The sequence below is a fragment of the Streptomyces sp. NPDC049627 genome, from assembly GCF_044465645.1.
Classification (GTDB): Bacteria; Actinomycetota; Actinomycetes; order Streptomycetales; family Streptomycetaceae; genus Streptomyces.
The window spans coordinates 38,264-52,459 of record NZ_JBITLW010000013.1 but is presented as its reverse complement, the minus strand read 5'-3'; the positions used below and the strand labels follow the sequence as shown (position 1 = coordinate 52,459).

Sequence of the window (14,196 nt, the reverse complement as noted above, 5' to 3'; positions counted from 1 at the left end):
GCGCCTGATCACCCCTTCGGCACCCGGAAAGTCCGCAGGAAGACGTCCAGGGCCTGTTGGTTCTCAGGGGCGTCCCAGTCGGCCTCCGGGGCCGTCCAGCGCAACGAATAGCCGCGGTGATCGCCGATGATGAAGCCGCGGCCGAAGGTGCGCAGACGGGTGCCGTCCTTCTCCGAGAGCCATTCCATGTCGGCGGCCTTGTACCCCTGGTACGTGGTCGCCTCGATCTCGCCGATCCGCCGGAACCCGCCCCGCTGCTCCAGACCGGGCTGGACGTCGTCGCGCCACACGGCGACGGGGTCCGGACCCACGGCCGTGCTGTAGGTGATCGCCAGGGTGCGCGGATCGTCGTCGGCCGTGAAGAAGACGCGGTACGCCAGGTCCGAGGCACGCTGGGTGCGCAGCGGCTGCCAGCCCTCGGGCAGGGCGACGGAGAAGCCCTCGGGTGACGTGTATGTCCGGTAGCCCGCAGGCAGGGACCTGGCCGAGGGGGAAGCGGTGGGCGTCCCTGAATCCGTCGCTTCCCGAGAAGTCGCGCTCTGCGAAGGGGACGAGGTGGGAGTCGGAGTGGGGGACGGGACGGTCGGTGCCTCGGCGGAGGCCGACGGACTGGGCGCCGTACCGGCTGCCGACGCGTCCGAGTCGTCCGGCCGGCCGTTGGTCACCACCAGGACGGCGGCCGCGACCGTGACCACGGCGAGGGCGGTGCCGGCGACCATGGCGCGTCTGCTCCAGCCCGGGCCCACGGCGTACAGACCGCGCAGGCGGGGGTGGGGCGTCGCCTGCGCGGACGTCTCGGGGTCCTCGTTCAGGACACGAACGAAGGCGTCGCGGACCACGGGTCTGCTCAGGCGCTCCCGTGAGTCCTTGCGCAGCAGCCCCTGTACGGCCTGGGTGAGCGGCCCGGCACGCACCGGGGCGCGCAGCGGCAGCCGGTCCACCCCCTTCAACGTGGCCTCGGGCCGGTCCCGTTCGCGGTACGGCGGACGCCCCTCGACCATGGTGTAGAGGATCGCGCCGAGCGCCCACAGATCGGACGCCGGCCCGATGCGCTCGTCCCGGGCCTGTTCCGGGGACGCGTACGACGGTGCGGCGACCCGGGGCGCGAGGGTCGCGCCGGCCAGCCCGAAGCCGGTGACGACGACGGAGCCGTCGTCGCGCACGAACACCTGGCCAGGGCTCAGCTCGCCGTGCGTGATGCCCGCGACATGCGCCGCCTCCAGCACGTCCAGCAGTTCGAGGCCGATGCGGGCGGCCCGCACATAGTTGAAGGTTCCCTGCTGGGTGAGGAGTTCACCCAAGGGGATGCCGTCGATCCACTCGGTGACGATCCACAGACTGCCGGACTCCTCGACGGCGTCCAGGACGGTGGCGACCCGGCCCGGACGCAACAGCCCCATCCGTTCCGACGTCCGCAGGATCCGTGAGGTCGCCCGGCGCCGGTCCTCCTGGCCGGGATCCTCGGGAAGGCCGATCTGACTGAGGAGGCACGGGTGTTCGGTTTCCGTGTCCTCGCCGTAGTAACTGACGCGGTTCGTCTCGCGATGCACGACATCGACGAGCCGATACCTTCCGGCGACCAACTCGGCTGTGGAGACGCGCGCCTTGACCATGGCCATCCCTCGCTGAACCGCTGGCTCTCATTTCCCCCAAGAAGTACGAGAGATGAGACGGGAAGCGTTCAACGAAATCCTCAACTAAAGCGCGCTTCCTTTCCCTTGCTTCTTACGCGCGAGTAAGCTGGGAAAAAGTTAAGGGAATTGGGCCGGAATGCTTCATCGAAGACCGAAATCCGCCGCCCAGCGCAGCACGTCCGAGGTCGTCGCGTTGCCTCCGCACACCACCAGCCCGAGCCGGGCGCCAGGGCCGACCCGCTCCAGAACCCGCCGGGCCGCGGGCAGCAGACAGCCGGCGGCCGGCTCGGTCCACACCTTGGCGTGTTCGGCCAGGTCGAGCACCCCCTGCACCGCCTCCCGGTCCGGAACCACGAGCACCTCGTCGACCAGGGCGGACACATGGTCGTACGTCAGCCGGGACACGCTCGGTGCGCTCAGTGTGGACACGATCGACGACAGCGCCACCGGCACCGGGCCGCCCGCGGCGAGCGCCTCGGACATGGCCTCGGCGCCCTCGGTCTCCACGCCCCAGATCCGCACGCCCGGCCGGCGCGCCCGCAGCGCCACCGCGACACCGGCCACGAGCCCGCCGCCCCCGACGCTGACCAGGACGTCCGTGAGGTCACCGGCGTCTTCGGCGAGCTCCAGCCCGACGGTGCCCTGACCGGCGATGACCAGGGGGTCGTCGAAGGGGTGGACGAGCGTCAGTCCCTCGTCGCGCAACCTCGTGACGAGGGAGAACGCGCCGTCCATGTCGTCCGTCAGCCGCACCGAGGCTCCGGCGTCCCGGGCGATCTCGACGGCACGGGCGGGCGCCGAACGGGGCATCACCACGGTGGCCTTCACATCGAGGGCGGCGGCCGTCATCGCCAGGGCGATGCCGTGGTTGCCGCCACTGACCGCCACGACCCCGGCGGCACGCTGCGCGTCGCTCAGCGACAGCAGCTTCGCCGTCGCCCCGCGGGCCTTGAACGAGCCGGTGCGCTGGAGAAGTTCCAGCTTCGCCGTGACCGGCACGCCGAGCAGGGCCGACAGGCCGGGGCTGGGGACGGTCGGGGTGTGCACGACGTGTCCGGCGATGAGGCCGGCCGCGGCTTCGACGTCCGAGATCCCGATCAAGGCAGTCACCTTTCCGGCGTGGGGCGGTGATCCACGCTTTCACAGGTCGCGCCGCACGAGGAAGTCCAGCAGCGACCGCAGCTCCTCGGCGGCCCCCGCCTCCAACGGTACGCCGGCCAGAGCGCCCTCAGCGGCCGTCACCTGGCGCCGCGCCTCGGCCAGCGCGGCCGAGCGGCCTCCCGACTCCTCGATCAGTGCGGCCACCTCGCCCGGTGCGGCGTCCGACTCCAGCAGTGCGGAGAGCCGGCCGGCGGCGGGGGAGTCGAGCGCGGCCAGCACAGGGAACGTCTTCTTCCGCTCCCGCAGATCGCCGTACACCGGTTTCCCGGTCATCGCCGGGTCACCCCAGATGCCCAGCAGATCGTCCACGACCTGGAAGGCGACGCCCAGATGCCGTCCCGCACGGTCGAGGGCGGAGACGGTGGCGGGCGGCGCACCGCCCAGCAGAGCGCCCAGCGCGGCCGCACAGCCCAGCAGGGCGCCCGTCTTGTGCTCGGCCATCGTCCGGTACTCGTCCGGCCGCACCCGCTCCGGCCCCGTCCAGGGACGCGTGGCGAACAGCAGGTCGTCCGCCTGTCCGCGCACCAGGTCCTGCAACGCCACGGACAGCAGCCGCACCGCCTGCGGACCTGCCGGTGCCACCGCGAGCGTCTCGACGGCCAGCGCGAACAGCGCGTCCCCCGCGAGTACGGCGGGCCCCGTGCCGTACGCCTTCCACACGGTGGGGCGGCGCCGGCGGGCCGTGTCGCCGTCCATGATGTCGTCGTGCAGCAGCGAGAAGGCGTGCACCAGCTCCACCGCGACCGCCCCGGGCACCGCCACCCGCCCGGGCGCACCGGCCGCCTCGGCGCCGAGCACGGCCAGCGCCTGCCGTACGCCCTTGCCGCCGGAGGCGTCGGCCGGTGCGCCGCCCACCTCGCACCAGCCGAAGGAGTACCCGGCCATCTCACCGACCCACGGATGGGTGCGCCCCACGGCTTCCCGCAGCGCGGGCCGCACCAAGGCGCGGCAGCGGCCGAGGACTTGGCGGGCGTCGGGCGGAGCCGGCGTGGTCGAGGGGTCCCGGTGGGCGTCGTGCGGAGTCCGGACCGCCGAAGGGAACGCCGTCACCGTACGACCACCGTCCCGGCGCCCTGCGGAGCACCGTCCGCTACGCCGAACTCCTCCTGCGCCCGCGCCACCATCTCCCGCGCGTGCCGCAGCCCTATCCGCTCCAACTCCACGGCCAGCTCGGCCAGTTCGTCCCCGGTCTGCGCACGGTCGCGTCCCAGTCGGGCCCGCGACTTGACCAGCCCCAGCCGGGACAGCGCCTCCCCGCGCGGCTCGCTCATGGCGCGGAACTCCGCGAGCGCCTGCTCGTACATGGCACGGGCCTGGGCGTAACGTCCCGCGCGGTAGAGGACGTTGCCGCGCATCTTGTGGTTGTAGGCCAGTGCGCTGGACAGCTTCATCGTCCGGCACGTGGTCTCCGCCTCGGACAGCAGGGCCAGTGCCCGCTCGGTGTCGCCGTCGCGCACGGAGACGATGTCGGCGAGCCCGCGCAGCGCCCAGGCGTGGCCACGCCGGTCGTCGGCCCGCGCGGCGATCTCGGCGGCCTCCTCGAACAGGGCGTACGCGGTGTCGTAGGACCCGGTGTTGCGGTGGATCTGGGCGATGCCCTCCAGTGCCCACACGGTGTGCCGTGCCTCGCCGCGCCGCCGGGCCTCGGCCAGCAGCTGCTCGTGCAGCCGGCGGACGGCCTCGTAGTCGCCCTGGATGCGGCCCGTCTCCGCGAGACCAGCCAGCGAGTAGCCGCGCACGACGATGTCGCCGCCGCGCTCGCCGAGGTCGGCCGCGAGCTGGAGCAGCCGCCGGGCCAGCGCGAACGCGCCGCGCTGCCGGGCCAGCGTGCCGCCGCTCCACAGGGCCCAGGCCATCGCCGCGGTGTCACCGGCCTCCCGGGCGGCGCGGTAGCTCGCCTTCCACGCCCGGTCGGCGTCCCCGACCTGCCCCAGCCGGCGGTGCGCCTCGGCGACCGCGAGGCCCGAGCGCGCCACCTCACCGTGTTCCCCGGCCCGCTCGGCCGCCCGCAACTGCTCGGTGCCCGCGGCCAGCACGTCGGTGAGCGACGAGTTGACGGACAGTGTGGTCAGGGCGCCCTGGTATTCGGGGGCGAATGCCTTGCCGTACATCGATCCCTCTCGGTACATATACACGCGGTGTATACATGTGGCGTATACGCGTGGTGTATACGCTCTGGGTATACATGGCGTGTATAGAGCGTCGAAAAGCCGCCCTGGCCCAGGGGCCAGGGCGTCACCTGTTGTCGATCAAGACGCCGACACGACAGAGAGGGTTGCCCGTGAGGCGCAGATCACTTCCGGGGACGGTCAGTGCTGCTGGGCCTTCTGCGGGGTCGCTTCACTGGGCCGTACGACGACATAGCCCTGACCCTGCAGCATCAGCTGCACGGCCTCCCCGGAGCCGCCGCGCAGCATCGAGCCGAGGGACTGCGACCGGTGCAGCGACGTCTGCAGCCCGGCGGTCCAGCCGACCACCGCGTCGGTGTCGACGTACACCGGGTACTGCGGCGAGACCGGGATGACCAGGGGGTTGCCCTCACACACCAGGCCCAGCCGCCCCTGTCCCGTGAAGACGCTGTTGAACAGGCCGCCGCCGGCGATGCCCGCGCCCTTCACCGTCGCTATCCGGTACGACAACGAGGCGTCGAAACACAGGACGTTGCGGCCGTTGACGGTGAACTCGTCGCCGGGGTCGACGTCGACGATGAAGCAGTTCTGCGCCTCGTGCGCGAACCAGGCCTCGCCCTGCCCGCGCACCGCCATCAGCGGCAACCCCTCGCCGGTCATGGCCCGCTTGAGCATGCCGCCCACGCCCTGGCCCTTGCGTTCGAACTGGAGGTTGCCGCGGTAGGCCACCATCGCGCCCTGCCGGGCGTGCATCTCGCCGTTCACCGCGTACTTGATGCACTTGGCGTTCTCGATCGTCATGCCCGGCGCCGTGGCGGGCTGGACCATGTGCTCGCTGGAAAAGAGGTCACCCTTCATGCGGGCATCCTGTCCCGGACGGTCCCGTTCCGACCAGATCGCGGCGTGTCTCCGCCCGGAGATCCGAATCGGTCGCACTGGGCGTGCCGCCGTCCTGGCCCCCGGGAACCAACTCGCTCATCGCGCCGTCCTGGTGGGTGCCTCGGGATCCGGTGGGGATGTCCGGAAAACGTCCACCGGATCGCGCGGGTTCCCGCCCGACGTGTGCGCTCAGGGTGCCTTCGGACGCACGAGGCTCCCCGGCGCGATGTCCTCATGGCGTTCGACGGGCCCCGAACCCTTGAGCGCCTTCGCCTTCTTGCCACAGAACGCGGACTCCAGCGTGCCCAGCATGGAGTTGAGGACCGTGCCGTTGTTGGAGGTGTTGGCGAGCGCGGCGAGGCTGCGCTCGCCGTCCTTCGACGCGAACGCGTAGGTGTAGTAGCCCTGGACGGCGCCCGTGTGGCCGTACACGGAGATCCCGCACGACAGATCGCGGCGTCGCAGCCCGAGCCCGTACGCCTGCGAGCCGCCCGCCGGTACCCACCGCTGCATCTGGGCCAGCTGCGCCCGCGAAGTCAGCCGGCCGCCGAGCAGAGCGGACAGGAAGGTGTTGAGGTCCCGCGTGCTGGAGATGAGCGCGCCCGCGCTCTGCGCCCAGGAGACCGTCTGCTCGGTGGAGTCGACGAGCGTCGCGCCGGCCGTGTCCGGGGTCAGATAGCCGCGGGCGTGCCGGCCGGGGACCTTCGTGCCGGGATGCACATAGAGGGTGTCGCGCAGGTGCAGCGGCTCGATGATCCGGTTCTCGTACTCGGTCCGTACGAAGTGGCCGGTCAGCTTCTCGATGAGCATGCCGGCGACGACGAAGTTGGTGTTGGAGTAGGAGTACGCCCCGCCGGGCTCCGTGGTCCGGGGCTTGGCCAGGGAGCGGTCCACCAGCTGCCGGTAGGTGAAGACCTTCTTGCGGACCGCCTCGAAGCCGGGAACCGTCCGCGCGAACATCTCGTCGGTGTAGTCGTGCAGGCCGCTGCGGTGGCTCAGCACATGCCGCACCGTGATGCGGTCGTCGGGCAGCAGCCCCGGCAGATAGCGGTTGACGGGGGCGTCGAGCTGCAGCTTCTTCTCGTCGGCCAGTTGCAGCAGGACGACGGCCGAGAAGACCTTGGTGACGCTGCCGATGCGGAACCGGTCGGCGTTGCTGATGGTCCGTCCGGTCCGGCGGTCGGCGACACCGGTGGCCGCCCAGCGGACCGTGTCGCCGTCGTCGAGCCGTGCGATCGCGCCGGGAGCACCCTGCCGTCGTGCCGTGCGCAGGACCTGCCACAGTCCCGTGACGTCGGGTTCGGGCAGCCCGCCCGTCGCGACGCCGGCCGTCGTGGTGCCGGGTGCGGCCGGGGGCGCGGCGTGTGCGGGAACCGCCAGGAGCGACACGAGAGCCGCCGCCACCGCCGTACCTCGGACCACCGTTGCTGAGACCATCCGGTTTCCTCTCATCTGCGTCGATGTGCTGCTGATACGAGAACGATCAGCTTCGACCGGAGCAACTTCCCGCACCCCGTCACATCGCCACAGACCGTCACATCCCCACAGGCGCCGCACAGTTGGGCAGTCGCGATCACCGCCATGGAACTCCCGACCGAATCCTGCTTCTTTTATTGACGGCGGAAAATAAGGGCTCTAGGTTCCGGGCATGCCCTCGATCCGCCGCACCGAGACGTTCCCGGCGAACACGCCGGCCGCCTCGCAGATCTTCACCACGGTCCTCTCCCACGGACCGCTGACCCGTCTGGAGGCGGCCCGGCGGGCGGGACTGTCACCGGCCGCCGTCACCAAGGCGGTCCGGCCCCTCATCGAGGCCGGTTACCTGGTGGAGGACGTGGACGAGCAGGCGCGCCCGGCGCTCGGCCGCCCCGCCAACCCGGTGCGGGTGGACGGCGGCCGGGCCCTGTTCATCGGCCTCAAGGCGACCGGCGACGAGATCATCGGCGTGCTCACCGACCTGTGCTGCCGGATCCGGGTCGCCCGCCACGCACGGCTCGTGGATCGTGCACCGAAGGGCGTGCTGGCCTCGGTCGCCGAGCTGGTGGGCGAACTGCTCGCGGCCGCAGGCGAGCTGGGCGTGCCGGTCCTCGGTCTCGGTATCGCCGTCTCCGGGGACGTCGACCGAGGTGCGGGAATCGTCCGCTACTCGCCGTTCCTGGAGTGGCGGGACGTGCCCCTCGCCGAACTCGCCGCCACGATCACCGGGTTGCCGGTCACCGTCGACAACGACGTACGCGCCCTCACCGTCGCCGAGCAGTGGTTCGGCGCGGGCGTGGGGCTGTCCGACTTCGCCGTGGTGACGGTGGGCGCGGGCATCGGCTGCGGCCTCGTGGTGCACGGCCGCGTGGTCGCCGGCGCGCACGGCGTGGCGGGGGAGATCGGGCATGTGACCGTCGACCCGGCCGGACCGCCCTGCCACTGCGGCAACCGCGGCTGTGTGGAGGCGATCGCGGGGGACGCCGCCATCCTCCGGCGGATCCGCGAGACCACGGGTGTCGAGGTCACCGACACGGCGGACGCCGTGGCCCTCGCCCACCGCGGCGTCGCCGGAGCACGCGAGGCCTACGCGCGCGCGGGTGAGGCGATCGGCCGCGGCATCGCCACCGTGGCCAACCTGCTCGGCCCCGAACGCGTGATCATCTCCGGTGAGGGCCTCGCCGCCTACGACCTGTTCGCCGAACAGATCCGCGACGCCCTCGCCGCGGCCGCGTTCGGCTCCGCCGCCCGGTGCGACGTACAGACCCGCCCCCTGCCCTTCGAGGAGTGGGCGCGCGGGGCCGCGGCCACCGCGATCCAGTCCTTCATCAGAGCCGACGACCAGCGCTAGAGCCGCTGGACCGACCCCGGGAGGTACGACCCATGCGGTCATCCTCGTACTCCGTCATGCCCGCACGAGCCCTGAGAGCCGCGGTGGTCCTGGCCCTCACCGCCGGCGCCACCACCGCCGTCCCCACCGCGCAGGCGGAGACCGCCGTCCCCACCGCGCAGGCGGAGACCGCCGCTCCGGCCGAGACCACCGCCCCCGCACTCGCGGCCAAGCCCTACATGGGCTGGTCCAGCTGGAGCATGCAGTCCTCGAAGTACCCCGGCCTCAACCTGGACGGCGACTACAGCTACCTGACCGAGGCGAACGTCCTGAAGCAGGCCGACGCCATGGCCGCCAAGCTGAAGAAGTACGGCTACGAGTACGTCAACATCGACGCCGGCTGGTGGCGCGACAACACCTGGAAGCCCCGCTTCGACCAGCACGGCCGCCAGCAGGCCGACCCCGTCCGCTTCCCCGGCGGCATGAAGGCCGTCGCCGACCGCGTCCACGCCAAGGGCCTCAAGGCGGGCATCTATCTGCCGGTCGGCCTGGAGAAGGAGGCGTACGGCGAGGGCAAGGTACCGATCTGGAACGCCGACGGCTGCACCACGGCCGACATCGTGTACGACGACCTGCGCACCACCAACGGCTGGGACAGCGCCTACAAGCTCGACTTCTCCGACCCCTGCGCCCAGAAGTACGTCGACTCCCAGGCCCGGATGTTCGCCGACTGGGGCTACGACTTCCTCAAGCTCGACGGCGTCGGCCCCGGCTCCGGCAAGAGCGGGGACCAGTACGACAACGTCGCCGACGTGGCCGCCTGGCAGAAGGCCATCACGGCGACCGGCCGCCCCCTCCACCTGGAGCTGTCCTGGTCCCTCGACATCGGGAGGGTCGCGGACTGGAAGAAGCACTCCCAGGGCTGGCGCATCGACACCGACGTCGAGTGCTACTGCAACACTCTCGTCAGCTGGGAGAACTCCGTCGACGACCGCTGGGACGACGCCCCCGGCTGGACCCGGCACGCCGGACCCGGCGGCTGGAACGACCTCGACTCCCTCGACGTCGGCAACGGCGCCATGGACGGCCTCACCAAGGCCGAGCGCCAGAGCTACGCCACCTTGTGGGCCATCGCCAAGTCCCCGCTCTACACCGGCGACGACCTCACCCGCCTCGACTCCTACGGCCTGTCCTTGCTGACCAACCGCGAGGTCATCGCCGTCGACCAGGGCGCCGCCCCGCCCGCACGCCCCGTCACCCCCTCCGACCCGCAGCAGGTGTGGGCCGCGAAGAACCCCGACGGCACCTACACCGTCGCCCTGTTCAACCTCGCCGACGCCCCCGCCGCCGTCACCGCCCACTGGGCCTCGCTCGGCTTCACCGGCAAGGCCGCGGTCCGCGACCTGTGGAACCACGAGAACCTCGGCACCTACAACAACAAGATCACCCAGGCCCTGCCCGCCCACGGCTCCCGCCTGTTCACCGTCACCCCGCGCGGCAGCGCCCTCACCACGACCGCTTACGAGGCCGAGTCCCCGGCGAACACCCTCGGCGGCAACGCCTCCGTCGCCGACTGCTCCTCCTGCTCCGCCGGCCGCAAGGTCGGCAACCTCTACCTAGGCGGCACGCTCCGCTTCAACGACATCGTCGTCGACAAGGCCGGCACGTATCTGATCAAGGTGGCCTACGTCAGCGGCGACCCGCGGTCCGTCGACGTCTCCGCCAACGGCGGCGGCGCCACCCGGCACAAGTTCCCCTCCACCGGCGACTGGGGGACCGCCGAAACGGTCGGCGTGCCCGTGACCCTCAAGGCGGGCGCCAACACGATCACCTTCGACAGCGGCACCGGCTACGCACCGGACATCGACCGGATCGACGTACCGAAGTCGTCCTGAACACCCGCAGGAGCCCGAAGACCGACCGCCAGGAGCCGCCATGGACATGGAGCTCTCCCCGTCCGACCGCCTGCCCAGACGCGCCCTGCTCGCCCTCGCCGCGGCGACCGGAGCCCTCACCGCCCTGCCCGCCTACACCGCGTCGGCCGCACCGCAACGTCCCACGGACTCGCCCGTGAGCACCGGCAGTTCACGCCACCAGCTCTGGTGGCAGGCGCCCGCCGACGAGCACTCCATGATCGAACAGGGCCTGCCCGTCGGCAACGGCCGCCTCGGCGCCCTCGCCGGCAACGACCCCGGCCGTGAACTCCTCCTCATCACCGACGCCACGATGTGGACCGGCGGTCTCAACGACACCCTCGACGCCGACGGCCAATTCCCCTACGACCGCGAGAACTTCGGCTCCTTCACCCTCCTCGCCCGCCTCACCGTCGACCTCCCCGACCACGACCTGTCCGCCGTCGACGGCTACCGCCGCACCCTCGACCTGGCCCAGGGGTTCGTGACCACGTCGTACACCCGCTCCGGGGTGACGTACCGCAGACGGATCTTCGCCAGCCGGCCCGACGACGTGATCGTCCTGCACTTCGCCCAGAGCGGAGGCGGCCGCTACACCGGCACCGTCGTGCTGGAGGGCACGCATGGCGAGGAGGCCGCGGTGTCGTTCGGCGCCGCGTTCCCGAACGGCCTGCGCTACGGGGCGGCCGTCACGGCGTACGGCAGCGGCGGCCGGGTCACCGTGGGCGGCTCACGCATCGACTTCGCCGGGTGCCGGGAGCTGACCGTCGTGGTGAGCGGCGGTACCAACTACGCGCCGGACGCGGCCAAGGGCTACCGCGACCCGGCCCTCGACCCGCGGGGCCTCGCCCGCACCAAGGTCAGCGCCGCCGCCGCGCACTCGGCCGACGCCCTGCTGCACACCCATGTCGCAGACCACCACGCCCTGTTCGGGCGGATGGACCTGTCGCTGGGCACGTCGTCGCCGGAGCAGCGCTCCCTGGACACCTGGGGACGGCTCCGCGCCCGCGCCCGGGACGGCGCCCCCGATCCCGAACTCGAGGCGGTCTACGCACACTTCGGCCGCTACCTGATGATCTCCGGCTCGCGGGGCAGCCTGCCCCTCGCTCTCCAAGGGCTGTGGCTCGACGGCAACGACCCGGACTGGATGGGCGACTACCACACCGACATCAACATCCAGATGAACTACTGGATGGCCGACCGGACGGGCCTGTCGCCGTGCTTCGACGCCCTCACCGACTACTGCCTCGCCCAGCTCCCGTCCTGGACCGACCTCACCCGCCGTCTGTTCAACGACCCGCGCAACCGCTACCGGAACTCCACCGGGAAGAACGCCGGCTGGACGGTGGCCATCTCCACCAACCCCCACGGCGGGGGCGGCTGGTGGTGGCACCCGGCGGGCAACGCCTGGCTGTGCACCACCCTGTGGCAGCACTACGAGTACACCGGGTCGCGGGAGTACCTGCAGAAGATCTACCCGCTTCTCAAGGGCGCCTGCGAGTTCTGGGAGGCCCGGCTCCTCACGGCCGCCCTCCCCGGCACCTCGCGGGAGGTTCTCGTCGCGGACAGCGACTGGTCCCCGGAGCACGGCCCGCTCGACGCCAAGGGCATCACCTACGCTCAGGAACTGGTGTGGGCGCTGTTCGGGAACTACTGCACCGCGGCGGCCGAGTTGCGCACCGACACCGCCTACGCCGATACCATCGCGGCACTGCGCAGAAAGCTGTACCTACCACAAGTCAGCCCGGCCACCGGCTGGCTGGAGGAGTGGATGTCCCCCGACAATCTCGGCGAGACCACGCACCGGCACCTGTCCCCGCTGGTCGGCCTGTTCCCCGGCGACCGCATACGTCCCGACGGCTCCACCCCCTCCGACGTCGTGTCCGGCGCCACCGCCCTGCTCACCGCCCGCGGCATGGAGAGCTTCGGCTGGGCCAACGCCTGGCGCAGCCTGTGCTGGGCCCGCCTGAAGCACGCGGACAACGCCTACCAGCTCATCGTCGACAACCTCCGCCCGTCGACCGGCGGCGGCAACGGCACCGCACCCAACCTCTTCGACATCTACGAGGTGGAACGCGGCCGGGGCATCTTCCAGATCGACGCCAACTTCGGCACACCGGCCGCGATGGTGGAGATGCTGCTGTACTCCAGGCCCGGACACATCGAACTCCTCCCGGCGCTCCCCGAGGCCTGGGCCGGATCGGGCCTCGTCACGGGCGTCGCCGCCCGTGGCGGCTTCGAGGTCGATCTGCGCTGGCGCGACGGCAGTCCGACCGAGGCCACCGTCCGCAGCGTCGGCGGCCGCACGACGACGGTCGCGTACGGCAGCACGTCCCGGACGGTCACGCTGCGGCGCGGAGCCTCCGTCACGCTGAAGTACTTCGCCCGGTGAGGGCCGGACTGCCGCTCGCCGCCGTCCTGTTGACGGTGGTGGCGTGCCAGTCCCCGCCCGCGCCGGCCGAGGCGACCGGCGATGCGAGCGGCGTGGTCACCTGGGCGGCGAGCGCCGACCGCATGGCCGACGGCGTCGCCGACCGGAGCTACCGGCTCGTCGTGCACACCAGCGCGGGCGGCACCGGCCTGCGGATCCGGCTCTCCAACGCCTTCGGCGACCGGCCGCTGACCGTCGACAGCGCCTACGCGGGCATCCGGAAGCAGGGCGCCGAACTGCGGCCGGGCAGCAACCGGCGGCTGACCTTCGGCGGTGAGCGCACGGTCAGCGTGCCGGCGGGCGGCACCGTGTGGAGCGACCCGCTGCCCGGGAGGCTGCCCGCCGCGACCGACCTCGTCGTCAGTCTCCACAGCCCGGACGCGGGCGGCCCGGCGAGCGGCCACTGGATGGCCCTGCAGACGTCGTACGCGACGCAGGGTGACCACACCGCCGAGGAGAGCGGCGCCGCCTGGACCATCCCGACCGGCTCCTGGTTCTACCTCGACGCCGTCTCCGTCCACGCCTCGGCGGGCACCGGAGCCGTGGCCGCCCTCGGCGACTCCATCACCGACGGCTGGCAGTCCAGCACCGGCCTCGACCGCCGATGGCCCGACTACCTCGCCCGCCGCCTGCAACGGGCGGACACGGCGGTCAAGGGCGTGGCCAACGAAGGGATGTCCGGGAACAAGGTCCTCGCCGACGGTCCCGGTCAGAGCGCGCTGAACCGGCTGGAGCGGGACGTGCTGTCCCAGCCGGGCGTGCGGACCGTGTTCCTCTTCCAGGGCGTGAACGACATCAAGGCCCACACCGGCGTCACGGCCGCGGACCTGATCGAGGGCTACCGCGAGGTCATCGACCGGGCGCACGCGGCCGGCAAGTGTGTCGTCGGTGCGACCGTCGGCCCGTTCAAGGGCTGGCACGAATGGGACCCGGCCGCCGAGGCCGTACGGCAGGAGGTCAACGCGTTCATCCGCACCGGCGGCGAGTTCGACGCCGTGACCGACTTCGACCGCATCCTCCGCAGCCCCTACGACCCCCAGCGCATGCTTCCCGCCCTCGACGGCGGCGACCACATCCATCCCAACGACAAGGGCATGCAGGCGATGGCCGACGCCGTCGACCCGACCGCCCTCGACTGCGACACCGGCGGGTGACGGGGCGTGCAGACCGAGGCGTGCAGACCGAGGCGTGCAGACCGAGGCGTGCAGACCGAGGCGTGCAGACCGAGGCGTGCTGACGAGGC

At 71.8% G+C, this 14,196-nt stretch carries 10 protein-coding genes; 4 read left to right on the top strand and 6 right to left on the bottom strand.

The annotated features are described in order from the left end of the window. Positions 1-8: 8 nt before the first annotated feature. The 6 genes from ACIBU0_RS31830 to ACIBU0_RS31805 form a co-directional block, all read right to left on the bottom strand. Positions 9-1,619 (bottom strand): serine/threonine protein kinase, encoded by a 1,611-nt coding sequence (locus tag ACIBU0_RS31830; protein ID WP_398825337.1) that lies wholly within the window; start codon positions 1,617-1,619, stop codon positions 9-11. 156 nt (positions 1,620-1,775) lie between these two features. Continuing rightward, entirely contained in the window at positions 1,776-2,735 is a 960-nt protein-coding gene (locus tag ACIBU0_RS31825) for a threonine/serine dehydratase (RefSeq protein ID WP_398825335.1), read from the bottom strand. A gap of 39 nt (positions 2,736-2,774) precedes the next feature. Next, positions 2,775-3,845: a polyprenyl synthetase family protein gene (locus ACIBU0_RS31820; RefSeq protein ID WP_398825333.1), complete on the bottom strand. Its 1,071-nt coding sequence runs from the start codon at positions 3,843-3,845 to the stop codon at positions 2,775-2,777. Beyond that, positions 3,842-4,906 (bottom strand): tetratricopeptide repeat protein, encoded by a 1,065-nt coding sequence (locus ACIBU0_RS31815; protein WP_398825331.1) that lies wholly within the window; start codon positions 4,904-4,906, stop codon positions 3,842-3,844. Before ACIBU0_RS31815 ends, ACIBU0_RS31820 begins: the two co-directional genes overlap by 4 nt. 198 nt (positions 4,907-5,104) lie before the next feature. Further along, on the bottom strand, positions 5,105-5,782 hold the full coding sequence (locus ACIBU0_RS31810) for an AIM24 family protein (RefSeq protein WP_398825329.1): 678 nt from the start codon (positions 5,780-5,782) through the stop codon (positions 5,105-5,107). A 210-nt stretch (positions 5,783-5,992) separates the two neighbouring features. After that, positions 5,993-7,240 (bottom strand): serine hydrolase domain-containing protein, encoded by a 1,248-nt coding sequence (locus ACIBU0_RS31805; protein ID WP_398825327.1) that lies wholly within the window; start codon positions 7,238-7,240, stop codon positions 5,993-5,995. Positions 7,241-7,451: 211 nt separating this feature from the next. On the opposite strand from ACIBU0_RS31805, the gene ACIBU0_RS31800 reads away from it, so the two are divergent. From ACIBU0_RS31800 to ACIBU0_RS31785, 4 genes are read left to right on the top strand one after another with little or no spacing between them, the layout of a single operon-like run. Further along, positions 7,452-8,630, top strand: coding sequence for an ROK family protein (locus ACIBU0_RS31800; protein ID WP_398825324.1), 1,179 nt, complete (start codon positions 7,452-7,454; stop codon positions 8,628-8,630). A 32-nt stretch (positions 8,631-8,662) separates the two neighbouring features. Next, positions 8,663-10,504, top strand: a complete 1,842-nt coding sequence (locus ACIBU0_RS31795) for an alpha-galactosidase D (protein ID WP_398825322.1) — start codon at positions 8,663-8,665, stop codon at positions 10,502-10,504. 46 nt (positions 10,505-10,550) lie between these two features. Beyond that, positions 10,551-12,914 (top strand): glycosyl hydrolase family 95 catalytic domain-containing protein, encoded by a 2,364-nt coding sequence (locus ACIBU0_RS31790; RefSeq protein ID WP_398825922.1) that lies wholly within the window; start codon positions 10,551-10,553, stop codon positions 12,912-12,914. Continuing rightward, complete coding sequence (locus ACIBU0_RS31785; protein WP_398825320.1) at positions 12,911-14,107, top strand: SGNH/GDSL hydrolase family protein; 1,197 nt, start codon at positions 12,911-12,913, stop codon at positions 14,105-14,107. Before ACIBU0_RS31790 ends, ACIBU0_RS31785 begins: the two co-directional genes overlap by 4 nt. Positions 14,108-14,196: the final 89 nt, after the last annotated feature.

Excerpts from the sequence above, each read along its gene's own strand:
- ACIBU0_RS31815 (WP_398825331.1), bottom strand. The coding sequence starts at position 4,906 with ATGTACGGCAAGGCATTCGCCCCCGAATACCAGGGCGCCCTGACCACA.
- ACIBU0_RS31810 (WP_398825329.1), bottom strand. The coding sequence starts at position 5,782 with ATGAAGGGTGACCTCTTTTCCAGCGAGCACATGGTCCAGCCCGCCACG.
- ACIBU0_RS31805 (WP_398825327.1), bottom strand. The coding sequence starts at position 7,240 with ATGGTCTCAGCAACGGTGGTCCGAGGTACGGCGGTGGCGGCGGCTCTC.
- ACIBU0_RS31830 (WP_398825337.1), bottom strand. The coding sequence starts at position 1,619 with ATGGCCATGGTCAAGGCGCGCGTCTCCACAGCCGAGTTGGTCGCCGGA.
- ACIBU0_RS31790 (WP_398825922.1), top strand. The coding sequence starts at position 10,551 with ATGGAGCTCTCCCCGTCCGACCGCCTGCCCAGACGCGCCCTGCTCGCC.
- ACIBU0_RS31800 (WP_398825324.1), top strand. The coding sequence starts at position 7,452 with ATGCCCTCGATCCGCCGCACCGAGACGTTCCCGGCGAACACGCCGGCC.
- ACIBU0_RS31795 (WP_398825322.1), top strand. The coding sequence starts at position 8,663 with ATGCGGTCATCCTCGTACTCCGTCATGCCCGCACGAGCCCTGAGAGCC.